Below are 24,677 nucleotides of genomic sequence, written 5' to 3'. Positions count from 1 at the left end.
AAGGTAAGGAAAAACTAGCTGAAAATTAGAAAAAACTTAAAGAAACGGCGGAAAATGGTCCTAAAATCAAATAAGCGGATATGAGCCATTTCACTAGTAACTACCATTTTGGTCAGAGAGATACAATACGCAAATCCAATGATTTTACCAGACTTTGACAGACAGGCATCACTCATGCTACTATCACAAAGCGTTTCCTAAACTAGGAGTGTAGGTAAGTATCTGGCGGATGTTTTTTAGAAAGAGGAGTTCATCAAGTGTTTACAAAATTGATCGATGCAAATGAGTTGCATGTCTATAATTTTTTGAGTTATTGCTATGACAACAATAAAGCACATTATTCTGTAAAAGAATTAATGTATGAATTGAATTATACCCAAAGCAAACTGTTATCGGTTATTAGACATACTGAAATGTTTACTACATATTACTCAGAATACAAGCTAACATTTTTTGAAGCAGAGAAGGTGATATTGATCGAATTTAGCCCTTTGTTTTTAAAAAGTAAAATATATGCTACGATTTTAAGTCGTTCTGTGGGGTTTAAGTTGCTTGATTCACTTTTTAAGGAAAAATATCACTCGTTGGAACACCTGAGTCAAAAATACTATATGAGTCTTCGTACGATACAACGAAAATTAGGCGAGATGAACAAGATTCTAGAGAATTATCATCTGACATGTAGCTTGAAACGGATGAATCCACTTGATGGGAAAGAGTATCATATACGCTATTTTTTCCATTTGATGTATTGGCAAATATTTGACGAGAAGGAACAAGAGAGCACTAAGAAAGTAGAAAAAAACCAAAAAATCATGAGTATTTTCACTGAGCATGCGCCTTATATGCGAGAAATCGATAGACAAAAGTTCAATGCTTTCCTAGCAATTTCTTTGCAACGAATCAAAAAAGGGCATTTTCTGCAAGAAATACCTGACAATGTAGAAGTATTTCAGCATCCATTGATAACAAAAGAAAGATTTAAGGAAAAGATCTTAAAGCCGTTATTGGCAGTTAATTTGGTTTCATTAAAAGATATGGCTGAAACAGAATGTGACTTTCTTTACTTTATGTATGGGGTCATGAATACGTATTTAGAATGCGATTTAAAAGATTTAGACATCCATAAAAGGAATGAAGGATGGAATAGTGAAGAAGCATATTTCGTCCATTATCTAGAAAAATATTTTCATGTGACTTTAGCGGATAAGGAAAGGATGTATCTATTAGTTAATTTGACTATGATCCACCGTTCATCGCTGGTATTTGGAACGAAAAATAAAATCGATGCTTTTGGAAATACAGTGCGAGAAGAGGAGCTGCAACGTTCTTTTCCCATGATGTATCCGACGATGAAGCGGTTCTTTTATGAACTTTCTGAAGATAGGGAACAATATCTTCAGTATTACGAGATGAACCAACGCTTGATTTTTCAGTACTGTATGCTGACTAGAGACGTATTTATCAAATACGAAAAACCGCTAACTTTTTCATTGCAATCAAAATACGGAAAAACACAAGAATTATGGGAAAAGAAACGAATACTTAATGCAACAAATCGTCCTTTGGAATGTGTACATTTTTCTGAGAAACCTGATTTAGTGATCAGTGATTATCCTATCGATCTAGAAGTTTATGGGTTAGAAAATACACCTGTTTTTTACTGGAGCGGTCAACCGACAGTAAATGATTGGCGAAGACTTAAATCAGTGATGAAGGAGTTGCGTGGCAAAAATATCCAGTCGCTCCTTGAGTAGATGACACTGACTCATTAAGATCGATCATTTAAACATAGCGTATGTAGGTAGAGAAACTTCGCTTGCATCGAACTGTGTGAGATGATCGATCAGGAGGATGTCATTTAATGCCTGTTTACGAGCTGTTCTCGGTAAAAACAACCTGATTTTATCTTCACTGAATCCAGTCAAAAACTTTTTGTGATGGTCAGTAATGATTGGTCGCTTCAATAAAGATGGATCTTTTTGGATTTCTCGGTAAAGCTCTTCAAGAGTTAGAGAATCTAATTGATCCTTTATTTTTTTGTAGCTGAATGAATGGGTGGATAAAACTTCATTCAAGCCATTTTTAGTTAAGTGAAGCATCATAAAAAATTCTTTTTTTGTCAATGGCTGCGCATTCAAACTTCTTTCTTTGTAATCGATTTGGTGGTCATAGAGCCACTTTCTAGCGAAACGGCATGAGTTGCAACCAGGCATTGTATATAAAAAGATCATTTATTTTCCTCCTTCAAATCTTACTGCACCACTATAGTAGCACCAAAGAATAAAGGTGAATGGACAAAAAAATGATGATTTTTCAATAAAAATGACCGTTGTTATAGATGGAAGAAAATAAAATTGGAAACAAAAAAGCACCTACTTTCAGTTAAAAGTAGATGCTTTTACAGTGAACTAGAACTGCAATCGTTCATTGAGTTTTTCACTCCTATGCGGATTTTTTCAATTCTTGGACAGCTTGTTCGATCGTAACACCTGTAGCCACACGATTTTCATCTTTTTTATCAAATACGATAAATAGATTCAATTGTGTATCCAATGTTACGCGATATTGTAATTCTTTGTTATAGAATGTCATAATTCATTCTCCTTTCTTTGTTTCATACGAAAGGCAACTACACGTTGATAACGAAATTCCACTTTTAAATATAACACAAACAACGAATAATTGCTACTTAAATATTTATTAACAAAATGAGAAGGCAGTAATTGCGACGATAAAATGAGAAAAAATAGCTCATTTTGAAAAAGTATTGGGGTCAAAGAACAAAATCCTGTGGAGTGTAGGGGAGAGAGATGAACAACAGTGTAAGCTTCAATAAAAAGTGCATGGTCGTGAAATGGCAATGATTTAACTGGAGTTTGAATCTTCATTTAGTTGATTGATCAATGAGTCCAAGTTAGAAGACGAGTCTCAGAAAATAATAGTTGAAATAAAGCACATAGATCACTTAATGATCGGGATATTGTTTTATTAGTGAGACAACTCAGATTTATTAAAAACCTCTATTGAATGTTGGACTGATTTATTGAGCAAGAAGTGAAGTGAACCGCCATTTTATTCCCCGACTATTGGAGGATCCATGCGCTTAAAAAAGAAATAGCTAAAGATGCAATCGTTATTCTTGTGTTTCGATTTGAACCATGGTATATTATATAAGTAATCTATTTTGAAACGTAATTCGAGCTACTATTTTAGTTTAAGACTCCTTTTGCCTATCAATAATTTATTGCATCAATCAACGTATTTTGATACGTATCAGGAGGAAATATACATGAATAACGGTACAGTAAAATGGTTTAATGCAGATAAAGGTTTTGGTTTCATCACAGCTGAAGACGGAAATGATGTTTTTGCACATTTCTCAGCTATCCAAGGTGACGGATTCAAAACATTAGACGAAGGTCAAGCAGTGACTTTTGATATTGAAGACGGTCAACGTGGCCCTCAAGCAGTTAACATCGTTAAAGCTTAATCATTGAATGAACAAAAGGCCTCTCTTAAATGAGAGGTCTTTTTTTGTGCAACCGTCCATTTATTAGTGAGCTTTTTTGTTTTGTATAGTACAAGAAGTCGAATTGTTTTGAAATAGTAAATTTTTTATTAAGTATTTATTATAAAAAATAATAAAATTACTTATTCATTTACTCTTTTATTAGAAAGGAGATACATACATATGATTAAAAAAATTTTTTTGTTTTCGGCAATGACGTTAACTTTAGCAGGTTGTACGATACATCGTTCAGAAGAGGAAACTACAACAAGTAGTGTAGAATCAACAAATGCAAAAGGACCATTGGTAATAAAAAAAGAACAAATTACAGTAATGGAAGTAAACAAAGCACGAGAAGATTGGGCTAATGCAGTCATTGCAATCGGTGCAGCAAGTGAAGAAAGTTTGGAAAAAGCAAAGGAAAAAGCGAGAGAAGTCGTGGAATCGCAGTATGCCTTTGACGAAGGAACGGTTTTGTTCAAACCTACGAAAGCAGCACAACAGCCATTTCGTTCTACAAAAGCAGAAGCTATTTCTTATTTTGTGGGAGGCGAGGTGAGTGAAGATCATGGGTTTGCCTTACAACCTTGGAAGAAGGTCCGTTTTGAGAATCACGACACGATCATCGATGAGGACTCTGCTGTAGCTTCAGGAGAGTATTACTTTTCTGATAAAACAGGCGAAGAAACAAAAGCTGAATATACTTTCGGCTTTATTAAAAATCATGAGGGAAAGCTAATGATCAATCTTCATCATTCTAGTCTGCCTTATGGAGGATAAGTAGAAAAAGCTAAAAAGACGATAGTAGCAAAATAAATGAACGAAGAACGAATGGAAATTGATCTTTACGCATATGAAGAGTTGCTAAAGAATTTTTTTAACTATCTGATGGGAAATTAGATGATGAGGTCGAGACAAAAGTCGTTTAGGTTTGAGAAATTAAAAAAACGAACAATGCGTTTTTTGTATTGCTCATTTTTTTGAAATTTCCGAAAAAACTGACTTTTGAATGCCGTTTATTTGAGAGAGGCTGGGACAGAAGTGTTTAACTCCGAGAAATAAGCCGAAGGAGTTGCTTCTGCTCCCGCCGTTTACTTGAGAGTCTGTAGCAAACCTGATTTTTAGATTTGTCCCACATTCATCATCTAAGCATGAATAAATAATGGAAGCAGAAGCAATCTTCTGTTCCAATCTCTCAATTAGTTGAATTGAACACTACTAGAAGAAAAAAATCATTCAACTGGCGGGATAACTAATTCAATTCCTTTTTGTCTAAGATTAGTTAAACATTCCATTAGATAGTTTTCATTATGTTCTGGATAGATCGGTGATGTCTGCTCGACTGGCACAAGATTATGATAGCTTTCACATGATTTTCCACGGTATTCAGCAATCCGCCATTCAGGTGCGGGAAAATAACCACGACTTTCCATTTCTAAAAGGACTAGTTGGTGGTATTGGTAAAGCTTATAAGGTGAATAGTGAAAGACATAATCGACAGTTGCATGCTTTTTGCCCCAACCATTTCCCCGGAGCGCGCAGCATTCTCTATGCTGTCCTAGTAGCTGCTGTCTTGGTAATAAAGAAATTAGTTCCTGATGCCATAATCGCATGGGTATCCACCTTTTCTATAAGTAATTGTCTTCTAAGGTCAAGATAATCGTTCTGGATTTTCAGACCTGCCAATCAAATAGTCAATTGAGACATCGTAAAAATCAGCTATAAAAAGTAGTTCTATCACGGTCGGACATGTGTTGCCTTCTTCATACTGCTGATACTCTTCAAGAGGGATCGCTACTTGTTCAGCCACTTCACTAGTTGTCAGATTGTTCTTTTTTCTCAAAAAATCCAGTCTGCAACGTAATGTATCTAATAAAATCGCTTCTTCAATGCTCATCGATATGCCTCCCATTCGTTTTGATACGATTATCGCTTCTTATTTAAATAAATCAAGTATGCGATTGGTAGAAATAAGGATAAAATAAAGCCAATCAGTTCTTCAACGAATAATTGATCTGACTGGAAATACTGATAGTTTAGTATTTTATTGATAAAAAATAAAGCGGGGAAAGTAAATAGTGCCAAAAGAATACGTTCTTTATTCCATCTTATGAAATAACAAATAACCGGAATAAGAACGATGGTCGGAACTAAAAAAATAAGGCGAACCAATGTTATCATAAGATGAACTCCTGTAATTTTTTTGCTAAACAGCCGCTAAAATATAAAAGGACAATCAAAAAAGCATCATTTACATCGTCTATTAGACGATGTAAAAAAACACCTTAAATAAAAGATATCATTTTCTAGGTAACATAACAAATAATATGCTATGAAATGGAGTCAGATGATATTATTTGGGGAAGACAAGGGGATTGATATCTAAGAAGTTGAGTACGTATAAAAATAAGAAAACAGCATTTATTATAAAAGAGTAAATGATGATTGCGTAGCGTATAGATACGTAACGAATAAACAGCCGAGGTTGGATAGCAGCATATCGTTTCCCTTTATAAGTAATTGTCATAAAACAAAGGATGAGGGTAACGATCCCTTGAAAGATAAGACCGATAAGCAGAAATGTTTCTGTTTGATGGTTTAACTGTAAAAAATATGCACCCGCGGCTAACAGGTCTAAAAGAATAGCGATAAATGGCATAAGGGTTCCTCCTTTTTTATAAGAATAGCATGATTTTTAGATTATACAATTGTTGTGACAATATTGAAAGCTAGAGGAATAATAAATATTAAAAAACAGATGTGATGTTTTATTTGAGATTGTTTCTTCTAAATCTACATGATATAGTGAAAATAGGTTATTTTTAACAGGTACCCTTAGCTCAGTTGGTTAGAGCAGACGGCTCATAACCGTCCGGTCGTAGGTTCGAGTCCTACAGGGTACATCAAGTTCGAAAAAACGAGGATCATTTGGTCTTCGTTTTTTTATATGGAAAAATTTGATTTTTTGCTTTGCCTCACTAAAAACTCAGCCAGAATTTGGCGGAGTAAAATAGATAGATATATTAGTGAAAGATAACCGAATAAAGTGTTGCTAGCAGAAAAACGAGGAAAACGACCAACACATGATCGGACGTAGGTGATTGATCCTATTCTTTCCAGTATAAATAGATTGATTAAGCTAGACAATCGATGATTCTGTGTTTTATTGATCAATTCAGCCGCAAATGTGAGAATAGGTGAAATACTGAACAGAAATCTCAAATTTGTGATGAAAACACGACAAACGGGAAAGGCAGACCAGACACTGAATGTATGTACAGAATAAATGTAATATAATAGAAGAAAAAATCTATTTAATTCGTAAAATAAGCGGGAATAATTGATAAATCAATTGTTTGAGAAAGATTTGTCAAAGTATTTTCAACTAAATAAATGGTGATAGAAGATTTAAAGAATGTGATACAAATCTAAAAATCAGGTTTGTTACAGACTTTCGAGTAAACGGCGGGAGCAGAAGCAACTCCTTCGGAAATAAGCAGAAATTCACAAAAATTCGAAAAGCAATTTTCGTTAATTTCTGCTTATTTCTCGGAGCTAAACACTTCTGTCCCAGCCTCTCTCAAATAAACGGCGTTCAAAAGTCAGGTTTTTCGGAAAATTCAAAAAGAGGTTGGGACAAAAGTGTTTATTACTTTTGTCCCAACCTCTTTTTTCTACAATTTCTCAAACCTAAATGACTTTTGTCTCGACCTCTTTTTAGAGAATCGATACATTGAAGTCCTTTAGTAATTCGATGGCCATTTTACCGTGTTGATTTTCTGATAACAGCGCTGGATCAAGGAAAAAATCTGCCTCTGGAAAAGCACTTTGTAAAGCAATCGTATTAGACAAGACACATAGATTCGTTTCTATGCCCACAACTTCGATTGATTTCTGTTCATCTTTTCGATCAAATAACTGGTTTTTTAGCTCAACAAGTTTTTCTGGTGGCTGAGTGAAATAGTATTTCTTGATCACTCGTTCATTTGGTAGAGGGGCAAGCTTAGGAATCAATTGTAGTGCTGGGATTTCTTCCTCTACGCCTTTTTTTTCGATGGGAATATCTCTAGTAAATAAAACCAATTCATTATTTTCCCTAGCTTTAGCTAAGCGTTGCGCAATTCGATCCACCAACTCTTCAGAACCTGGAACATAAAAATCACTCGTTGGATCAAGCACTTGGTTTTGCATATCGATGATTACTAACACGTTGATCCCTCCATTCACCTTGTGAAACTCAATAATAATTTTTGATGATATACGCAACGCCAGCTTCTTCGTTGGTCTTCGTCACTTCATTTGCGATGTCTTTCACTTGTGGTTGAGCATTGCCCATTGCGATACTTAGTCCACTTACTTTCAACATCGCGATATCATTTTCTTGGTCGCCAAATGCCATGATCTCACTAGGCTCGATTCCCAAGTATTGACCTAAAAAGATGAGTGAGTGTGCTTTTGTGATGCCTTTAGGTGTGATCTCCAAAAAGTGGGGGTCTGAGAAGACAGAGTCGATTCCCTCATCAGCCAAATCACGTTGCAACTGTTGCAGCTTACTCTCATCTCTATCTGTCAAAGCTAATTTCAAATAGCTTAAAGAAGGGTCCTCCAGTAGTTTTTCGATATCTTCAAATGACTGTTTCTGTAAACGGAATTGTTTATAGTAAGGGTCATTTTTTACTAAACTAGATTCATCAAATGTTAGTTGGTCATCTTGGGTTTCGCGACTTGCAATGATCGAGATTTTTGCTTTTTGTGCGAGATAAAAGGCGCGTTTCAATGTTGGCAATTCGATTTTCGCACGTTTCAAGACGTTGACGATTTTTCCTTTTTCCATTTCTGCAACGAATGAACCGTTAGAAGAGATCAGATAGCCACCAATGCCCAGTTTTTCAAAAATATCTTTCGCTGAAATGCTGTTGCGTCCCGTAGCAACCGTTACAATTCCACCATTTCTGTCAAAGTTTTGTAAAGCCTCGATATTTTTTTCTGGTATTTCTCCGCTTCGATCAAGTAATGTACCATCTAGATCTATTGCAGCTAATTTCATAATTTTCGCTCCCTTTGTTGTGTGCTTATTTTAAGATTAAATGAGAAATACCAAAAATGAAAATAAAATGCACTGCGTGATGAATTTTTTCAAAAAAAATTCTCTATTTCCATTTGACTATAAGTAGTAGCAATTTGGTCAATACCTTTGAATAAATAGGCAAAAAACTTGATAAGTTAACGTTTTCAAAGCTAAAAAAAAACATTATTTTTGCAAAATATTCATTGAAAATGAAGCATATATTTTGCTTTAACGTTTGATCAGGCATATTCTAGATATAGAAAAGGTTAGAAAAAGATTAAAAAAAGGAGTGATTTTAATGGAGAAAAAACAGGGGATCGTTCCAGTGGTAACTGCTTCAGATGAAAATTACGCTCCTTATTTAAGCGTAATGATCGCAACAGCATTGGACAATTGTAACAAATCAAGACACATTTACTTTTACGTGATTGATGACGGGATCTCTGAATACAGCAAAGAAGGATTAAGACAGACGGTGAGTGATCATTCGGCAAATGCAAGTATCCAGTTCCTGACAGTTGACACAGATGTGTACGAAGATTTTTTGGTTAGTGATCATATAACGACTACTGCTTACCTGAGAATTTCTTTACCTAAAATTTTAACGAAATACAACTATAAAGAAGTACTTTATCTTGATTCAGATATTTTAGTACTGGATGATATCGTTGATCTATATGACACATCATTGAACGATCATACGATCGGTGCAGTGATCGATCCTGGACAAACCAAAGCGTTGAAACGCTTGGGCATTGATTCTAACGAATATTATTTCAACTCTGGTGTGATGATCATCGACATCGAACGTTGGAATGAACAATCGATTACAGAAAAAACGATCAACTATTTGAAAGAAAATGGGGATCGAATCATCTATCACGACCAGGATGCATTGAATGCTGTATTGTATGGCAACTGGGAACAATTAGAACCACGTTGGAACATGCAGACATCTCTTATCTTTGAACGTCATCCTGCACCTGATGAAACATACGAAAAATTGTATAAGGAAGGCAATGCTTCCCCAGCTATCGTCCACTTTACAGGACACGATAAACCGTGGAACACATTGAAAGACCACCCATATACAACGATTTATTTAAAAAAATTAGCGCATAGCGCATTAATGAAAGTAGGCGAGGTAAATGAATAGAAGAAAAGAAATAGCGATCGTATCAAGTTGTAATACAAAATTTGTGCCTCATCTAGCGGCGCTTTTTGTATCAGTATTAGAAAACAGTGATCCAAAAACATTTGTAAGATTTTATGTCGTTGACGACAATATCGATGCTGAAAGCAAAAAATTATTGCGTTTTTCAGTAAAAAATTCTCGTATGAATACTGACGTAGAGTTTTTGAAAATCAACAAAGAGTTCTTTGAAAATGTCGTAACGAGTGACCGTATTCCGGAAACAGCATATTACAGAATCGCCATCCCAGAATTATTTAGAGGAAAAAATGTCGAACGTATTTTATATATGGACTGTGACATGGTCGCTTTAGATGACATAACAAAATTATGGTCTCTTGATTTCAATGGTGCCATCGTCGCAGCTATTGAAGATGCTGGGTTCCACCAACGTTTGGAAAAAATGGAGATTCCTGCTAAATCAATGCGTTACTTCAATTCTGGCTTGATGCTGATCAATGTCGAAAAATGGTTAGAACAAGATATCACGCATAAAGTTCTAAAATTTATTGAAGAAAATCCAGAAAAACTACGATTCCATGACCAAGATGCATTGAATGCTGTACTACATGATCGTTGGATTGCTCTTCATCCTAAATGGAATGCGCAAGGCTACATCATGGCCAATGCGAAAAAACATCCCACTGCAAAAGGGGAAAAAGAATACGAAGAAGCACGCCAAAACCCATCGATCATCCATTTCTCTGGACATGTGAAACCGTGGAGCAAAGATTTTAAAGGATCAAGTAAAAAATATTACGAAAAATATGCAAACATGACTGCTTTCCGCTGTGTAGAGAAGTTTCCACAATATCCATTGTATGCACAAGTCAATCGAAATCGTAATCGAAATACATTTGTTAAATAAACAATCACTAGGAGATGATGACTATGGAAATCACGATGTCAAAAACTGCTGCCAAAGCATTGATCGAAAAAGTAGGGGAACATTCGAAAATCGCTATAGCTTTGATTGATCATTCTGATCCCTTTTTAAGAGAGAAAAGTGCCTGTGCGAAAGGAAGCTTCTTTCAGATCATCCCGTTTGTGAATGAATTTGGCCAATATATCACTCGGATCGATCATCCAGTATTAGAGATCTATACTTCTAAGCTTGAACAATTTTACTTAGGTAGACAATTAAGTATGGAATACAATCAACAGCTGAATAGCTTTACCTTAGAAAATGAAATTACCGTGTTAGATCGCAATATCAAACTCAGCCACTGCTTCTTTAGTTAATCTGAGGACGAAACAAACAGAAGGGAAGACTGATAATGCTGGACTATTACTTTATTAAAGAAAAAGTAATACAAACAGATGAAAAAAATTTCAATTGGCTTGTGATCAACAACAGTGATACTGAAGAAATCGGAAGAGTCATCGAGAAGTATCAACTTCCAGAAGACATCTTCATCGGGAATTCTTATCCCGAAGAAGTGTCTCGACTGGAATACCTTTCAGGGACCAAGTTGCAGCATCCGATTTCTTTGGTATTACTTAATCTCTCAAGTAAACAGGAAAAAATCGAGAAACGTTTGACGCCGATTTCGTTTGTTTTATCAGATAACCTATTGATTGCTTGTGTCGAAAAAGAAACCGATTTTTTTGAACATTTGATCGAAAAACATCATGAGGACATCGATTCTTTTGAAAAAGTAATCGCATACACAGTGTTAGATATCTATACCCATTATGTGAAAGAATTGAAGGAAATGAAAAAAAGAATCGATTCTTTAGATCAAGAAGCCCGAAAAACAACGGAAAATGAAGAGTTATACAAACAAGCGGATTTAGAAAGAGATATTGTTTATATCGATCATACGCTGAGAGATCAGAAAGGAACAATGGATGCCTTATGGGACTCCAAAACATTCATCGAAGGATTAGCGGATGACCGTTTACTTTATGATGTCCAACTGAGACAACGTCAGACTGAAAAAATGATCTTGATCTACCGTGACCTATTAGAAAGTATCGGCGATCTATTTAACGGGATGATGGACAACCACTTGAACCATCTGATGAAATATTTAGATTCAGCCGCTTTGATCATCTCAGTTCCAGCGATGATTGCTGGGGTCTGGGGAATGAATACTGGTGGACTCCCTGGAAAAAACTCAACATTAGGGTTTTTACTCGTCGTGATTGCCTCAATCGTTATTGCGGCGGCTGTTGGATATCATCTAACCAGAAAAGACTACACGAAATAATCAATAACAGTTTTACTAACATTTAGGAGGATAACTATGACTGAACCAAAATTAATCGACCCACGTAACCTTTATCATACAGAGAAATTTCCAAAACAAGACCAGGATACACCTGCGTTACAAAATGAAATGCGTCCTAACCCTGATTGTGGGGAGGAAACTTATGAAGGCTCGAATCAATTAGAAAACAGACGTGTTCTTATCACTGGAGGCGACTCTGGTATCGGACGTGCCGCAGCGATTGCGTATGCAAGAGAAGGGGCAGATATTGGGTTGCACTTTTTCCCAGGAGAAGAAGAAGATGCAAAAGAAGTAGCTTCATATATCGAAAAAGCCGGCAGAAAAGTTGTGCTGTTACCGTATGATCTACGAGAAGAAACTGCACCAAAAGAAATTATCCAAAAAGTCGTTGCAGAACTTAGGGGATTAGACACGTTGGTCTTAAATGCGGGTCAGCAAATCTCTTCTCCATCGATTGTCGATCTTCCGATGGAACAAGTAAAAGATACGTTCATGGTCAATATCATTGCGATGTTTGCACTTGTTAAAGAAGCTGTTCCACATATTCCAGCTGGTGGTGCAATTGTTACAACAACGTCTGTCCAAGCATCCAATCCAAGCGAGCACTTATTAGATTATGCAGCGACGAAAGCAGCAATTGCCAACTTTACGATTGGTTTGGCAAAACAGTTGGCACCGAAGGGAATCCGCGTGAACGGTGTGGCACCTGGACCTATTTGGACGCCACTTCAACTAGATGAAGGTCAACCTGAGGATGCAATTCCAGAATTTGGTCAAAAAAGTCTGTTAGAACGAGCAGGTCAACCTGCTGAATTAGCACCAGTATACGTTTTCTTGGCTTCAAATAAAGCAAGCTATGTGACGGCACAAATTTACGGTGTCACAGGTGGCGAAGCAATCAACCTATAAGGAAAGATTGGAGAGAGAAAAATGAATAAAGGAATAAAGACCATTGGAACAATCGTTTCGCTTTTACTATTGTCCGTGCTATTGTTTGTGATCTTGATCAGTGCGATCTATCCATTACCATTCCAGTTAGAACGTTTCCGCTTCTTTTCTTTAACGAATTTCTATCTGCGACATTATATTTTTTGGGTGGCAATCGCCTTTTCGATTCTCTTGATTCTTGGCATACTGATCTTGCTTTTCTATCCAAAAACGATCCGCAGTTTCTTACTGAAAAAAGGGAACGGAGAATTAGTGCTGGATAAAAAGGCTATCGAGGGCATGGTTCGTTCACATTTGAACCAAGATGACTTTATCGACTCCCCTAAAGTCAACGTGAAAGCTACTAAAAATAAGCTATCCGTTGGGATCAAAGGCGATTTGAGACGAACATCTTCATTAATTGGGAAAACAGGAACCTTAATGAAAGATATCGAAAAAGAAATCAAACATGTACTCGGAGAAGATGAACCTGTTCAAGTTTCAGTGAAGTATACAGGTTATCAAGAACCAACGAATAAAAGAAGCGCAGATCAAGCGCGAGTAGAATAGGGAGGCTGACGAAATGAATGAATTTATGACCACGTACAAGCTCCCGATCATCTGCGGAGTGATTGGCTTGATTCTAGCAATATTATTATTGTCGATCGGTTTTTTTAAAACACTACTAGTTATCATCATGGCGATCATTGGTGTAGCTGTTGGTATGTACTTGAAACGTACGCATCTTTTAGACGATTATTTCAAATCTTAGGAGGAACATTATATGAATAACAATGAAAAAAACAACCAAAACAATCAAAATAATAACCAGGGAAAACCAGTTTCTGCACATCCAGATCCAGTAACACCAAACCAATCAAATGGAATCACGGATGAAAAAAATAAAACAGCACCTGTATCAGGACATCCGGATCCAGTTGTGCCAAATGTAGAAGAAAAAGTCGAACACGACAAACATCAAAATGATAAACATCAACATGATAAAGACCATGAGGACCATCAACCTGCTCCCCATGATCTACCAAAACCTGGTGGACATACACCTGGTGGACCAGTTCCACCCCATGCGCCACAATCTCCAGCTGGACATGGAAAGGAAGAGCACATGAACGGCGATTTGACTTACGAAGATAAAGTGATCCAAAAAATCATCGGGATCGCATTAGAACAAGTCGATGGATTATTGTCAGTCGATGGTGGTTTCTTCTCAAATGTTGCCGGGAAATTAGTGAATACAGATAATACGACTGCTGGGATCGATACCGAAGTCGGTAAAAAACAAGTTGCTGTTGACTTGTCGATCATCGTGGAATACGGGAAAGACATCGAAGACATCTATCAACAAATAAAAGAGATCATTAGTAAAGAAGTACAAAACATGACTCATTTAGATGTGATCGAAATCAATGCCAATGTTACAGATATCCAGTCAAAAGAAGAATTTGACGCAAAACAAGAAACAGTTCAAGACAAAGTAACAAATGCAGCCAAAACTACCGGACAATTTGCTTCTGAGCAAACGGATAAGGCAAAACAAGCAATTGCTGAAAAAACAGAACAAGCAAAGGACCATGACTCCGAAGTTAAATAATGCGCAATCGAAGATAGATCCTAACAGAACATGAGGTAGTTAGTTGAATGAACGTTCTTTAAAGAAGAGCGAATTGAACAAACGCAGTCATGTTGAATAATTGGATATTTACACCAAAAGTATGCTTTGCAGGCTGCTTTTGGTGTTTTTTCGTTTTAAGTACTTCTATATTAAAAGTAACGAATAGGTCCTTTACCTATATAGGCCCAATTCAAATGTAACGAAATCGATAGAATAACGCACAGACGAGGGATGATTCTTTCAATTGTTCCGTATAGATATAGAAAAAATGACATTTCAATCATACGTGAATTGCTTTAAATTTAAGAGGATAGAGCTTTTTCAAGTTCGGTCAAATAAAAAAAGCAAGTCTTTTTTTGAAATTTATTGCTAGAACATAATCTATCTTTCGATCATAAATAACAAATAAAGGATAGTTTGCTTTTTTAGATGTAATTACATATGCACAAAATGAAAATCTATTGAAAAAAGCTAGGTGACTAGCAATCCAGTGTTTCAAGGATAAATGAATAAAAGGAGGAGAAATAGTTGAAAACCAGTAAAAAACTGTTACATAGTTCCTTGATTTTAGGGCTGACTTTTGGCAATATCAGTGGTCCAGTTGTTGAGGCAGTCTCGTCGCTAAAATCCGTTGAACGTTCCACAATTGGAAGCACGAGTAAAACAGATAGTACGAGTACCTCAGAAAAGAAGAAAGAAGAGACGACATCTGCAACAGCTAAAGAAAAAAGTACTACAAACGAGAGCAAAAAGAAAACGGAAAAAGCCAGCACTCCCTTGCTTGAGGAATCAATATTGAAAGGAGACGACCTGACCCGTTCGTTGGCTAAACCGATTCCAGATACCCTTTCAAGGCCTACAGGTAGTGATGTAAGACTTACGAATTGGATGGTCAACTATGTGGCAGGAAGAATCACAGCTAAATTTTCGACAGAAAAGGATAATTATGTTGTGGGAGATACGATCTCAGTTGATGATATATTGTCAGGTGTTAGTGCGATCCATGTTCCAAATAACTATCCAGGTTTTCCTAATCTAAGTTATGATGTTAGATATATAGGTATCTTAAAAGAAAGGGGAGATGCACCTGTCACCATTTATTATATGGATGTTGTTTCTGAAAGTGGAAATTGGCGAATGCGTATGTTGCCTGATGATGCTGCTACTACGGGCAGTACGAATGGGCAGATCAATGCTACGTTTACTCGATTAAAAGTAGCTCCTCCTCAACAAGAAGTCTTTAAGGTTTCGAAGTTGCCCGTTTCTTTTAGTTGGTGGGATCACGACAGTTCTGATGAGGGTTTTACTACAGTGGGTGTTCAAACTGAGTTCAAAGTAGATATCCCATTGAATATTGGTTCATTGACTGCTAAAACTAAATCAGGGACACATGTGCTTGAACAACACGTGCCAGTGCCTGATCCGAAAGATTATGTTGATGTTGGAAATTCACGTGGGAATGTATCCTATCAATGGGAAGTAGCACCTGATACTAGCAAAGTTGGTAGTCAATCAGTCAGGATTCGGGTAAGCGATCAGACGGGAAGAAGTGCAACAACATCATTCAATATCAAGATAGATACATTGCTCACCCCTAAAGCAGAAAATTTTGATATTTTACAATATGACAAAGTACCTGATCCTAAAAATTATTTTGATGTAGCAACGGCAAAAAATTATACATTAGAATGGATAAATAATCCCAATACTCTAAGTGTGGGAGTCCAAACATGGAAAGCGCGCGTGAAAACGGCGGATGGTAGAGAAGAAGAAGCAGAGATAAAAATGAATATCCAAAAAAATCAAGGGTTGACGATTAAGCTAAAACCGATAGAGGATCGGCTGATAGGACAAACATATCCGACACTAGCAACTTTTTTTAAAAATTATGTGGAGTCTGTTACCATGCACGGCCGAGAAATCAATATGAATACCGTACAATTTGTACCAGAGGAGTCAATTGAACCAAAAAATGACGTTGTAGGTAGGCAACCGGTAAAATTTACCTTACAAATGAAACATCCTGATAGTGATGTGCTAATCAAAGGATCAGCTGAAACCTCGGTGAATGTCTTTTGGGGAAATACTATCTTGATGCGTACGCAAAATGGTAGATCAGCAGGTGCTTTTTCATTGAATCTAAATAAAGCGAATACCTCTTCTGCTACCATAGTGATGCGTCGTGGCTTGGATTCTCCATGGGATGAAGCGGTCAATCCCAACGGACTACAGTTTGCACCCTATTATAAATTTGAGGTGTTAAGAAACGGGAATCCAGTATATGCACAAGAGATAATTAATCGGTCCACACTGCAGGAAATTACGAATGCTTTTGGAAATAACAGTAATGAAATTACCGTTCAAATGAACGATATCATCAAAATCACCCACCCAGAAAAATCTGCAAAAAGTTCAGTGGTAATGATCGATGAAAAAGAACATGATTTTACCTATGGTTCAGATTACGCGTATTATCGAGTAACACAAAATGGTCTTATACCAGCACCAGTAGTAGAAGCCGAAAGTGCAGGGAAGGTATTTGTTTTAGGTGAAGACACGCGCAATATTGATTCAGCGAGCTTAGTCGAAAATGCAACAATCAACGGTGAAAAACTTGATAAAAACCAATACACAGTAGAAGCACTTAGTCATTTTGATACAAGTACGATTGGTTCTCGAAAAATGCGTGTCCGGATCACGATGAAAGATGGGATTGCTTCAGAAGAATTTGAGATCAATTATAGCGTTGGTTGGGGTAGTACGTTTGTCTTGAAAGGCTTGAATGATACTACTGTAGGTGCATATAGCTTATTAAATCAAAACGGTCAGTGGGCACTTCAGTCAAGTCAAGGTATCAATGGAACGAACTTAAATGGTTTCGTCAATAATCATTTTGGGCGAGAGACGTATTACAGTATTGAAGTGTTAGATGGGAGTACCAGAAAATACAACTATGAAGTAGCAGGAAATAGTTCGATTCGTGAGGCAATCAATGGCTTCAATAATGGGCAGCCTCTGATTGTGGAGAAAGGGAATGTGATCAAGGTCTATCACGCAGAAACCAACGGGAAAAATCTGTTGATGGAAGACGAGTTAGTCAAAGATTTCACTGTTGGTTCAAACTATGCGTATTATAAAGTGACGGACCACGGATTAGAAGCCGTTTTAAATGTTGAAGCGGATGCTGCTCCTCAGGAATTTTCTCTAGGGGAAACGACGAAAGGAATCGATGGCACCAAACTAATCAAGAGTATCAAAGTCAACGGAATCGAATTAACGAATAATTTGTATACTGTTACTCAATTAGAAGAGTTTGATACTACTTCTGCTGGATCTAAAAACTTACGGATCAAATTTGAAACAACAGATGGCATGGTCTCTAAAGAAATCACTGTGCCGTATGAAGTGAAATGGGGCAATACGATCCTGATGCGTTCGTCTACTGGAGACGCTGCTGGTGCCTTTTCGTTACGGATTGGGGATACGAGTGCTTCATCGGTCCAGATTGCCATGACGAAGGGACTAGCAACAACGGGTGAAGATGCAGTGGGACCTACAAATGATCCATATGGACTTTACTATTCTTTTGAGGTTTTACGAAATGAGCGAAGTGTATATGAATATGAAGTAGCTAATCGCTTTACAGTAAATCAAGCAATAAAAGATTTTAATAATGGCAATGGATCATTGAATGTTCAACTCAATGATGTCATTAAAATCTACCATCCTGAGAAAACAGCGAATAGTTCAGTTGTTATGATCGGAGAGCAGGAAAAAGATTATACCTATGGAACAGAATATGCTTACTATAAAGTGACACCTCAAGGATTTGTGCCTGTCCCTGTAATGACAGCTGAAGGAGCGAAAAAAGAGCTTCTGTTAGGGGAAGAGACGCGCACAATCGATGCAAATCAGTTGGTTTCAACTGTCAAAATCAATGGGCAGGAGATCGATGAAGATCTTTATACGGTAGAAACATTATCAGATATAAGTACGCAGACTGTGGGTACGCGGAAAGTAAAATTGAAAGTGACAGCGAAAGACGGCTTGTCATCTGACGAGATCGAAGCAGAATATACTGTAAAGTGGGGAGATTCTCTCGTATTGAAAGGACTGAATAATGCCACTGTTGGTGCGTTTAGTTTAGTTAAACAAAACAAACAATGGTTGCTTCAATCAACTCAAGGTGTGGATGGCACCAACTTAAGTAACCCAGTGAATAACTTGCTCGGGCGTCAAGTCTATTACCGCTTGGATGTGATAAAAGGAGTAAGTAGTAGCTTTACCTATGAAGTCTTAGGGAATAGTACGATCGGAGAGGCAATCAAGGGCTTTAACAATGGTAGCTCACTTGCGATGGCTGTAGGGGATGTCATCAAAGTCTATCATGCGGAAACGAATGGCAAAAACCTCTTTATGATGGACGAAGTGGTGAAGGACTTTACAGTGGGTTCCAATGAAGCGTACTATGAAGTGACGGAAGAGGGACTTACACCGATCTTAGCAGTGAGTGTGGATTCATCACCGCAAGAATTTACATTAGGAGACATCACGACGAACGTTGACGGAGCTAGTTTAGTGAACAGTGTGACTGTGAATGGTAGTCCATTGACATCGGATCAATACACAGTAAAACAACTAGGCAAATTTGATACGACAACGGCTGGCAAAAAAGATCTGCGGATTCAATTTGATACGAAAGATGGTAATATCTCAAAAGAAATCACTGTGCCTTATGAAGTCAAATGGGGCAACACGATCTTGCTTAAGTCAGAAAATGATCATTCAGCGGGAGCCTTCTCACTGCATACAACGAATGGTTCTGGACGTCAGTTAGCGATCCACACTGGCTTAGACACACCAGCGAATGAACAAATTAGTAGCGACTCTTCTTTGTACTATTCAATTGAAGTCCTTCGTGATGATCGGATTGCGTATAGTCAGGAAATTCCTGGCAGTGCCACGTTGCAACAGGTAATGGATAACTTTGGCACCAATAAGGCGATCAGCGTTCAGTTCGGGGATGTCGTTAAGATTTATCACCCACAACGAACAGATGGTAGTTCTGTGTTATATGTCAATGAATCAGAGGAAGATTTCACCTATGGTTCACCTTATGCGTATTATGAAGTAACCGCCTATGGCTTCAAAGCGTTACCAGTGATGGAGGCTGAATCTGCCAACAAGGAGTTCTTCTTAGGCGTAGAAACAACTGAAACAAAATTGAATGACTTGTTTGCGGATGTGCGGATCAATGGCGAGACCGTAGATGAGGAAGCATATACGATCAAAAAATTATCTGATTTTGATACAAGTACGATTGGGGATAAAACGATTAAAATCCGCCTTGAAATGAAAGATGGATTAGCTGATCTTGAGATGGACGTGCCTTATAAAGTACGTTGGGGCAGTACGGTCATCTTAAAAGGACTGGAAGATGCTACAGTGGGTGCTTTCAGTATGATCAACCAAGATGATAACTGGTCGATCAAAGCAACAAAAGGGGAAGATACGACTGTTCTGGAAAACCCTGTCAACAATGTTTTTGGACGAGATGTGTATTACCGGATCGAGGTCGTGGAAAATCCTGATGCGAAGAAAGTTGCCTCGCCACTTGAAGCAATCAGAACTTTACAAAATGGAGAAATGACTGAAACCAGCGCGCCTACTGTAGCTTCAGAACCGCCACTAGTGATCGTTAACGAGGGAATGCCGTTAGCTGAATCCACAGATAAAGTGAAATACAGCTATGAAGTGACTGGCAATATGACGATTGGGCAAGCAATCAAAGGCTTCAACAAAGGGCAGCCTTTGACAATCGATGAAGGAGATGTCATCAAAGTCTATCATGCGGAACCAGGAAGTCGAAACTTATTGATGCGGGATGATTTGGTCAAAAACTTTACCGGTGGCTCGAATTATGCCCATTATCAAGTATCGAACCATGAATTTGAACCAATCACAGATATCGAGGCAGATACAGTGACACAAGAATTGACTTTAGGGGAAGATCCTAGTGAAGTAGATCCGACGAAATTGATCGAAAATGTTCGATTCAATGGTCAAAAATTAGCCGAAAACCTTTATACTGTAGAGCAAGTGGATGCATTTGATACGAACACAGCTGGACCAAAAACGCTGAATGTCAAAGTAGCGACAGCAGATGGGGTGACTGCAAGGGATGTTTCGGTGCCATATGAAGTTAAATGGGGCAGCACGATCCAGTTGAAGAATCGTAATGGGGATACTGTTGGTTCATTTGGCTTATTGAAGAAGAAAGAACAAATGCAGATCCAATCCATGCAAGGCAACGATCAGACTACGTTATCCAATCGGGTAACAGAATTCGATGACAACGAGGTCTATTATGGTATCGAAGTATTAAATCGTTCAGGTAGCAAGTATAAATATGAAGTCCGTGGAACCCAAACGATCGAACAGGCGATTTCACGATTCAATAGTGGAAAGCCGCTAAATGTTACAGTTGGCGAGATCATCAAAGTGTATCATGCAGATTCCAATAGCAATTTACTGATGTCTGAAGAAATGGAACGAAACTTCACCTATGGCTCGAACTATGCGTATTACGAAGTAACAGAATACGGATTTGAGCCAACAGGCGAGTTCATCGTTGAGCCAGCAGAAGCGAAGTTGGTCAAAGGGACAGAACAAGTGGATCTAAAATCATTGCTTAAAGAAGTGAAATTGAATGGAAAAGATATTCCAAAAAATGCGTATTCTGTCACGCTTGATCCAGAGATGGAAATCGATACCTCAAAACTTGGGTCGCAAACAGTAAAATTAACGGTGAAAGCAGATCGCTCATACGGTGGATTTTCAGCAGACACAGAAGCCACGTTTGAAGTTGTGGAAGAAGGCCAAGCAGGTCAAGGAAACGGCGGTGATGGCGCAGCTGATGGAACAACTGCAGGAGGAGCTGGTGATGCAACCGGTGGTGCAGCTGCCAATAGTAGCAACCTTCCTAAAACCAATGCAACCAGAAATGCTGCTTTTTCAATCTTTGGTGTCGTTCTTGTGGCAATGGCTAGCTTCCTGATGTTTTGGAAGAAACGAAAAAAAGAAGACAATTCAGAAAATAAAAAAGTAGAGTAACGCAAGACCATTTTTTATTGAATTTAGAAAAAATAATTTTCTATCCCGAACAAACTTCTCTAAAATAAAGAATAGAAGCACTCAATTAGATGAAATACTCTTTAATTGAGTGCTTTTTAAATTTATTCAAGATGAAAGAATACGGTGAATAACATGTTCGATATTTTATCAAATAAATTAAAACGTCAGCTTCATTTATTAGAGTTGCTTTTTGAAAAAGAAAACTATCGCTTTCAGGACATAGAAAAAAAGCTGGCCTGTTCTGCAAAAACAGTAAGAAACGACCTAAATGATATCATTTCATACGCAAAAGAGATCCATATCCAAATGGATCGGGATGTCGGTGTCACTGTAACGATTGCGCCACATATCACAGAAGATTATATCTATCGGACGATATTGAAGGAATCGATCGAATTCCGTTTCTTAGAGGCGATTTTATTGAATCACTATGGCTCGTATTTGGAACTATGCGAAGAATTGTTCATTTCAGAAAGTACCTTGCGACGGATAGTGAAGAAAATCAATCAGGTACTTAAAAAACATCAGTTGACTATACGTGGGCTAATCAAGATCATCGGTAAAAAAGAAACCATCACTCAATTGATGGCTTGTTTATTTCAAGAAAAGTATACTTGCTTAGAAGAAGTTTTTTCGCCAACCATTTGCCAAAAAAGCCGATTGTTCCTGACAGAACTTGGTATGTACCACCAGCTTCAGGAAAGAATCCTGCAACTAGATCAAAAAGAAAACGACTTATTGCTTTATTACATTGCAAGTACACTCACACAATACGAAAGTGTGGCAGAACAAGAGAGGAAAGAATCTGGGAAGGACAAAGAGACTTGGGATAACTGGTATAAAGAGCAGATCGAACAAATGATCCACCATCCCTTTCTTCGTAAAATCTTGCGGTTGGATCAACAGATGATTCATGAAAAAATGAGCCAAATTCAGGCGATCATCGATTTAGCTATCACTTATCTGGAAATAAAATATCAAATTTTATGTACCGATCGTACTGATGTAATCGAAAGAGTTGCTTATGGAAGCACTGGTAGGCAAGAGTGCTCGTATATCTTATATGACAGGTATCGGATATTTTTTCAGCAATTCCATCCCTTTATCAAATCCATCCAAGTGGAGCTAGAAAAATATTTGGTAAGAGAAGAAAAAGCCGATGAAGTAGATAGTGAGATGCTAGAAAAACTCGTGACCTGGCTGGTGTTTCATTGGCCTGCGGTGATAAAAGAAAGAGAAGTTGGGAAACAAGTGAAGGCGTTGTTAGTTATGGATGGTATCCATCATGCAGATTACATAGTAGGTAAATTAAAGCTGTATTTAGGGAATCGTTATCGGTTCATAAAGAACGATCTTGGATGTTTGAGCGATCAGGTAAGACTCAAAAACACATATGACTGTATCATATCAACAGTGGCACTCAGTCAGTCTTCTGATATACCGGTCTTTGGCATTTCAGTTATGCCAAGGACAAGAGAAATACATAATTTAATCAAATTCCATCAACAAAATGTTAATGACTTTTCTCTTTGAAAAGTAAGCTGTTACTGATCTTTTTTATGGTGTAGCATTCCCAAAATTAGACGAATGATCCATTTGGGGAATGCTATACCGTGGGAAAAATCGGCTCTTTATCAATAAGGACTGATGAGTTGTAAAATGAAATTTGGATGAGCTCTCCAAAGATTTGCATTTGCAGACATTTATGAACAAAGCAAATAATTTTAAAAACTTAGAAGCGTATTTATTGATGCAGGAAAGCTTTCAAGGAATAGGCTAGATTAGTTTAAAAATTTTGTCGATTATTATCTTTTTCTAATTACGGATGATCCTATAGCAACAATTAATCAAGAAAAATATGTAGTTGAATGATCAGAAATGAATGCAGAATCTAAAACGGTTGTGTTGTACAATTTTTCTGAAGTTCTTCATGAAGATGGAGTGGATATTCCTTTAATTAGTACAGAGGGGCAGTCATTTATTCTATCAAATTCCTCTGTGGATAGAAGATACCAAAATGCACTTCTTAAGATTTTAAAATATATTTAGGCACAAAGATCATTTCTAGTGAAAATTTGATTTCAAAAAAAATGTGTGGCCTTTTCTAATTTTAAAAAACATTAATGAAGATGAAATTGTATTACGTGAACATGAAGACGCAAGCTTGAGAACTATGGATTAGATTATTTGCAAATTAGCTAAAAAGAGTATATTATAATCGTAAATATAGTATAATGGCATTATAAAGAGTATAAAACACTCAAAGGGGGGAAGTAAATGAAGGTAAAAAATTCAACTGAAAAAAGTAGGATACAAGTTGGAATAGACAAAGAACTAAAAGAGAATGCAGAAATGATACTGGAGGAGTTGGGCTTAAATGCTACAACAGCAATTACAATTCTTTACAAACAAGTTGTCGCTAGAGGCGAATTTCCAGTAGATATAAAGCTAAGTGAAGAAGAAAAGCAAGCAATCAGATTGCAACAGCTAACTAAGAATATGCCGGTGGATGTTCTAGATACAGATGAAAAGTTAGATGTGTGGTTCGATGAAGCGTAATGAAATAGTGACGGTATATGTAGCATTTAAAGATGGTGGGAAAAGAAGACCAATCTTGGTAGTTAGTGATAAAAAAGATAGGGTAGAGTTCTTTGGAATCACAAGCCAATATGAGAATAAATCAGAAAAAATAAAAAGTGTGTATTTTCCAATTACTGAATGGAAAGAAGCAGGCTTACAAAAACAATCATGGATTGACGTTGGTACTTTAAAGGCTATACCCAAAAGTAAAGAGAACATAACTTTTAAAAAAGTTGGAATGCTATCAGTTAATGATATGAAAAGGTTAAATAGATTTATAGAGAAAAATCGGCTCTTTATCAATAAGGACTGATGATTTTTTTTAATATCTAAAATGAACAGAGGTCGAGACAAAAGTCGTTTCGGTTTGAGAAATTGGAGAGAAAAACGAACAATAC

23 protein-coding genes, 1 tRNA gene and 1 pseudogene are annotated in these 24,677 nt (G+C 37.2%); 16 read left to right on the top strand and 9 right to left on the bottom strand.

From position 1 onward, the window contains the following. Positions 1-257: 257 nt before the first annotated feature. A complete protein-coding gene (locus tag CJZ72_RS12335) occupies positions 258-1,757 on the top strand; it encodes a helix-turn-helix domain-containing protein (protein ID WP_232509746.1) in 1,500 nt (499 codons plus the stop codon). Between the two features lie 24 nt (positions 1,758-1,781). Here the strand turns inward: CJZ72_RS12335 and CJZ72_RS12330 are convergent, their stop codons facing one another. Next, on the bottom strand, positions 1,782-2,234 hold the full coding sequence (locus CJZ72_RS12330) for a Spx/MgsR family RNA polymerase-binding regulatory protein (RefSeq protein WP_081135388.1): 453 nt from the start codon (positions 2,232-2,234) through the stop codon (positions 1,782-1,784). Positions 2,235-2,445: 211 nt separating this feature from the next. After that, positions 2,446-2,595 carry a hypothetical protein gene (locus CJZ72_RS14550; protein ID WP_005878128.1) on the bottom strand — a complete coding sequence of 50 codons (150 nt, stop codon included), beginning with the start codon at positions 2,593-2,595 and terminating at the stop codon, positions 2,446-2,448. Between the two features lie 697 nt (positions 2,596-3,292). Here CJZ72_RS14550 and CJZ72_RS12325 point away from each other — a divergent pair. Then, a complete protein-coding gene (locus tag CJZ72_RS12325) occupies positions 3,293-3,493 on the top strand; it encodes a cold-shock protein (protein WP_005878127.1) in 201 nt (66 codons plus the stop codon). Between the two features lie 201 nt (positions 3,494-3,694). Beyond that, positions 3,695-4,291: a hypothetical protein gene (locus tag CJZ72_RS12320; protein ID WP_081135386.1), complete on the top strand. Its 597-nt coding sequence runs from the start codon at positions 3,695-3,697 to the stop codon at positions 4,289-4,291. Between the two features lie 452 nt (positions 4,292-4,743). Here CJZ72_RS12320 and CJZ72_RS12315 read toward each other — a convergent pair whose 3' ends face one another. The 4 genes from CJZ72_RS12315 to CJZ72_RS12300 form a co-directional block, all read right to left on the bottom strand. Next, positions 4,744-5,124, bottom strand: a complete 381-nt coding sequence (locus CJZ72_RS12315) for a TIGR02328 family protein (protein ID WP_095443884.1) — start codon at positions 5,122-5,124, stop codon at positions 4,744-4,746. 38 nt (positions 5,125-5,162) lie between these two features. After that, entirely contained in the window at positions 5,163-5,408 is a 246-nt protein-coding gene (locus CJZ72_RS12310) for a helix-turn-helix domain-containing protein (protein WP_081135378.1), read from the bottom strand. Positions 5,409-5,437: 29 nt separating this feature from the next. After that, complete coding sequence (locus CJZ72_RS12305) at positions 5,438-5,692, bottom strand: hypothetical protein (protein ID WP_005878123.1); 255 nt, start codon at positions 5,690-5,692, stop codon at positions 5,438-5,440. Between the two features lie 172 nt (positions 5,693-5,864). After that, positions 5,865-6,170 carry a hypothetical protein gene (locus CJZ72_RS12300; protein WP_081135375.1) on the bottom strand — a complete coding sequence of 102 codons (306 nt, stop codon included), beginning with the start codon at positions 6,168-6,170 and terminating at the stop codon, positions 5,865-5,867. A 170-nt stretch (positions 6,171-6,340) separates the two neighbouring features. On the opposite strand from CJZ72_RS12300, the gene CJZ72_RS12295 reads away from it, so the two are divergent. Continuing rightward, positions 6,341-6,414: transfer RNA gene (locus tag CJZ72_RS12295), tRNA-Ile, on the top strand. Positions 6,415-6,965: 551 nt separating this feature from the next. Here the strand turns inward: CJZ72_RS12295 and CJZ72_RS15155 are convergent. The 3 genes and pseudogenes from CJZ72_RS15155 to CJZ72_RS12280 form a co-directional block, all read right to left on the bottom strand. Continuing rightward, a pseudogene (locus CJZ72_RS15155) lies at positions 6,966-7,085 on the bottom strand (DUF3788 family protein); the annotation flags it as partial. A gap of 143 nt (positions 7,086-7,228) precedes the next feature. Further along, a complete protein-coding gene (locus tag CJZ72_RS12285; protein WP_095443883.1) occupies positions 7,229-7,720 on the bottom strand; it encodes an isochorismatase family cysteine hydrolase in 492 nt (163 codons plus the stop codon). Positions 7,721-7,748: 28 nt separating this feature from the next. Next, complete coding sequence (locus CJZ72_RS12280; RefSeq protein ID WP_005878118.1) at positions 7,749-8,558, bottom strand: Cof-type HAD-IIB family hydrolase; 810 nt, start codon at positions 8,556-8,558, stop codon at positions 7,749-7,751. A 319-nt stretch (positions 8,559-8,877) separates the two neighbouring features. Here CJZ72_RS12280 and CJZ72_RS12275 point away from each other — a divergent pair, with 319 nt between their 5' ends. The 12 genes from CJZ72_RS12275 to CJZ72_RS12215 all read left to right on the top strand — a co-directional run bounded on the left by CJZ72_RS12275 (position 8,878) and on the right by CJZ72_RS12215 (position 24,592). Then, on the top strand, positions 8,878-9,735 hold the full coding sequence (locus CJZ72_RS12275; protein WP_095443882.1) for a glycosyltransferase family 8 protein: 858 nt from the start codon (positions 8,878-8,880) through the stop codon (positions 9,733-9,735). Further along, positions 9,728-10,639, top strand: a complete 912-nt coding sequence (locus CJZ72_RS12270; RefSeq protein WP_081135368.1) for a glycosyltransferase family 8 protein — start codon at positions 9,728-9,730, stop codon at positions 10,637-10,639. Before CJZ72_RS12275 ends, CJZ72_RS12270 begins: the two co-directional genes overlap by 8 nt. A 23-nt stretch (positions 10,640-10,662) precedes the next feature. Beyond that, positions 10,663-11,013, top strand: coding sequence for an iron-sulfur cluster biosynthesis family protein (locus CJZ72_RS12265; RefSeq protein WP_053109038.1), 351 nt, complete (start codon positions 10,663-10,665; stop codon positions 11,011-11,013). Between the two features lie 35 nt (positions 11,014-11,048). Next, a complete protein-coding gene (locus tag CJZ72_RS12260; protein WP_095443881.1) occupies positions 11,049-11,984 on the top strand; it encodes a magnesium transporter CorA family protein in 936 nt (311 codons plus the stop codon). Positions 11,985-12,020: 36 nt separating this feature from the next. After that, positions 12,021-12,914, top strand: a complete 894-nt coding sequence (locus CJZ72_RS12255; protein WP_095443880.1) for an SDR family oxidoreductase — start codon at positions 12,021-12,023, stop codon at positions 12,912-12,914. Positions 12,915-12,935: 21 nt separating this feature from the next. Continuing rightward, positions 12,936-13,502 carry an alkaline shock response membrane anchor protein AmaP gene (gene amaP, locus CJZ72_RS12250; RefSeq protein ID WP_081135360.1) on the top strand — a complete coding sequence of 189 codons (567 nt, stop codon included), beginning with the start codon at positions 12,936-12,938 and terminating at the stop codon, positions 13,500-13,502. A gap of 13 nt (positions 13,503-13,515) precedes the next feature. Then, complete coding sequence (locus CJZ72_RS12245) at positions 13,516-13,704, top strand: DUF2273 domain-containing protein (RefSeq protein ID WP_005878105.1); 189 nt, start codon at positions 13,516-13,518, stop codon at positions 13,702-13,704. Positions 13,705-13,716: 12 nt separating this feature from the next. Continuing rightward, on the top strand, positions 13,717-14,544 hold the full coding sequence (locus CJZ72_RS12240) for an Asp23/Gls24 family envelope stress response protein (RefSeq protein WP_081135358.1): 828 nt from the start codon (positions 13,717-13,719) through the stop codon (positions 14,542-14,544). Between the two features lie 549 nt (positions 14,545-15,093). After that, positions 15,094-21,678 carry an LPXTG cell wall anchor domain-containing protein gene (locus CJZ72_RS14830; protein WP_095443879.1) on the top strand — a complete coding sequence of 2,195 codons (6,585 nt, stop codon included), beginning with the start codon at positions 15,094-15,096 and terminating at the stop codon, positions 21,676-21,678. Positions 21,679-21,831: 153 nt separating this feature from the next. Then, positions 21,832-23,232, top strand: a complete 1,401-nt coding sequence (locus tag CJZ72_RS12230) for a helix-turn-helix domain-containing protein (protein ID WP_227260324.1) — start codon at positions 21,832-21,834, stop codon at positions 23,230-23,232. Positions 23,233-23,976: 744 nt separating this feature from the next. Next, positions 23,977-24,258, top strand: a complete 282-nt coding sequence (locus CJZ72_RS12220; RefSeq protein ID WP_053109036.1) for a type II toxin-antitoxin system RelB/DinJ family antitoxin — start codon at positions 23,977-23,979, stop codon at positions 24,256-24,258. Further along, positions 24,248-24,592, top strand: a complete 345-nt coding sequence (locus tag CJZ72_RS12215) for a type II toxin-antitoxin system PemK/MazF family toxin (RefSeq protein ID WP_081135353.1) — start codon at positions 24,248-24,250, stop codon at positions 24,590-24,592. The genes CJZ72_RS12220 and CJZ72_RS12215 overlap by 11 nt, the downstream gene beginning before the upstream one ends. Positions 24,593-24,677 lie beyond the last annotated feature (85 nt).

Source organism: Enterococcus durans, assembly GCF_002277935.1.
Classification (GTDB): domain Bacteria; phylum Bacillota; class Bacilli; order Lactobacillales; family Enterococcaceae; genus Enterococcus_B; species Enterococcus_B durans.
Note: the sequence above shows the minus strand (reverse complement) of the source record. Positions and strands in the feature narration are given on the sequence as shown.

What these genes read in the sequence shown, in the direction of transcription:
- CJZ72_RS12330 (WP_081135388.1), bottom strand. Translation starts at nt 2,234, where the DNA reads ATGATCTTTTTATATACAATGCCTGGTTGCAACTCATGCCGTTTCGCT.
- CJZ72_RS14550 (WP_005878128.1), bottom strand. Translation starts at nt 2,595, where the DNA reads ATGACATTCTATAACAAAGAATTACAATATCGCGTAACATTGGATACA.
- CJZ72_RS12325 (WP_005878127.1), top strand. Translation starts at nt 3,293, where the DNA reads ATGAATAACGGTACAGTAAAATGGTTTAATGCAGATAAAGGTTTTGGT.
- CJZ72_RS12320 (WP_081135386.1), top strand. Translation starts at nt 3,695, where the DNA reads ATGATTAAAAAAATTTTTTTGTTTTCGGCAATGACGTTAACTTTAGCA.
- CJZ72_RS12315 (WP_095443884.1), bottom strand. Translation starts at nt 5,124, where the DNA reads ATGCGATTATGGCATCAGGAACTAATTTCTTTATTACCAAGACAGCAG.
- CJZ72_RS12310 (WP_081135378.1), bottom strand. Translation starts at nt 5,408, where the DNA reads ATGAGCATTGAAGAAGCGATTTTATTAGATACATTACGTTGCAGACTG.
- CJZ72_RS12305 (WP_005878123.1), bottom strand. Translation starts at nt 5,692, where the DNA reads ATGATAACATTGGTTCGCCTTATTTTTTTAGTTCCGACCATCGTTCTT.
- CJZ72_RS12300 (WP_081135375.1), bottom strand. Translation starts at nt 6,170, where the DNA reads ATGCCATTTATCGCTATTCTTTTAGACCTGTTAGCCGCGGGTGCATAT.
- CJZ72_RS12280 (WP_005878118.1), bottom strand. Translation starts at nt 8,558, where the DNA reads ATGAAATTAGCTGCAATAGATCTAGATGGTACATTACTTGATCGAAGC.
- CJZ72_RS12275 (WP_095443882.1), top strand. Translation starts at nt 8,878, where the DNA reads ATGGAGAAAAAACAGGGGATCGTTCCAGTGGTAACTGCTTCAGATGAA.
- CJZ72_RS12270 (WP_081135368.1), top strand. Translation starts at nt 9,728, where the DNA reads ATGAATAGAAGAAAAGAAATAGCGATCGTATCAAGTTGTAATACAAAA.
- CJZ72_RS12265 (WP_053109038.1), top strand. Translation starts at nt 10,663, where the DNA reads ATGGAAATCACGATGTCAAAAACTGCTGCCAAAGCATTGATCGAAAAA.
- CJZ72_RS12260 (WP_095443881.1), top strand. Translation starts at nt 11,049, where the DNA reads ATGCTGGACTATTACTTTATTAAAGAAAAAGTAATACAAACAGATGAA.
- CJZ72_RS12255 (WP_095443880.1), top strand. Translation starts at nt 12,021, where the DNA reads ATGACTGAACCAAAATTAATCGACCCACGTAACCTTTATCATACAGAG.
- amaP (WP_081135360.1), top strand. Translation starts at nt 12,936, where the DNA reads ATGAATAAAGGAATAAAGACCATTGGAACAATCGTTTCGCTTTTACTA.
- CJZ72_RS12245 (WP_005878105.1), top strand. Translation starts at nt 13,516, where the DNA reads ATGAATGAATTTATGACCACGTACAAGCTCCCGATCATCTGCGGAGTG.
- CJZ72_RS12240 (WP_081135358.1), top strand. Translation starts at nt 13,717, where the DNA reads ATGAATAACAATGAAAAAAACAACCAAAACAATCAAAATAATAACCAG.
- CJZ72_RS12230 (WP_227260324.1), top strand. Translation starts at nt 21,832, where the DNA reads ATGTTCGATATTTTATCAAATAAATTAAAACGTCAGCTTCATTTATTA.
- CJZ72_RS12220 (WP_053109036.1), top strand. Translation starts at nt 23,977, where the DNA reads ATGAAGGTAAAAAATTCAACTGAAAAAAGTAGGATACAAGTTGGAATA.
- CJZ72_RS12215 (WP_081135353.1), top strand. Translation starts at nt 24,248, where the DNA reads ATGAAGCGTAATGAAATAGTGACGGTATATGTAGCATTTAAAGATGGT.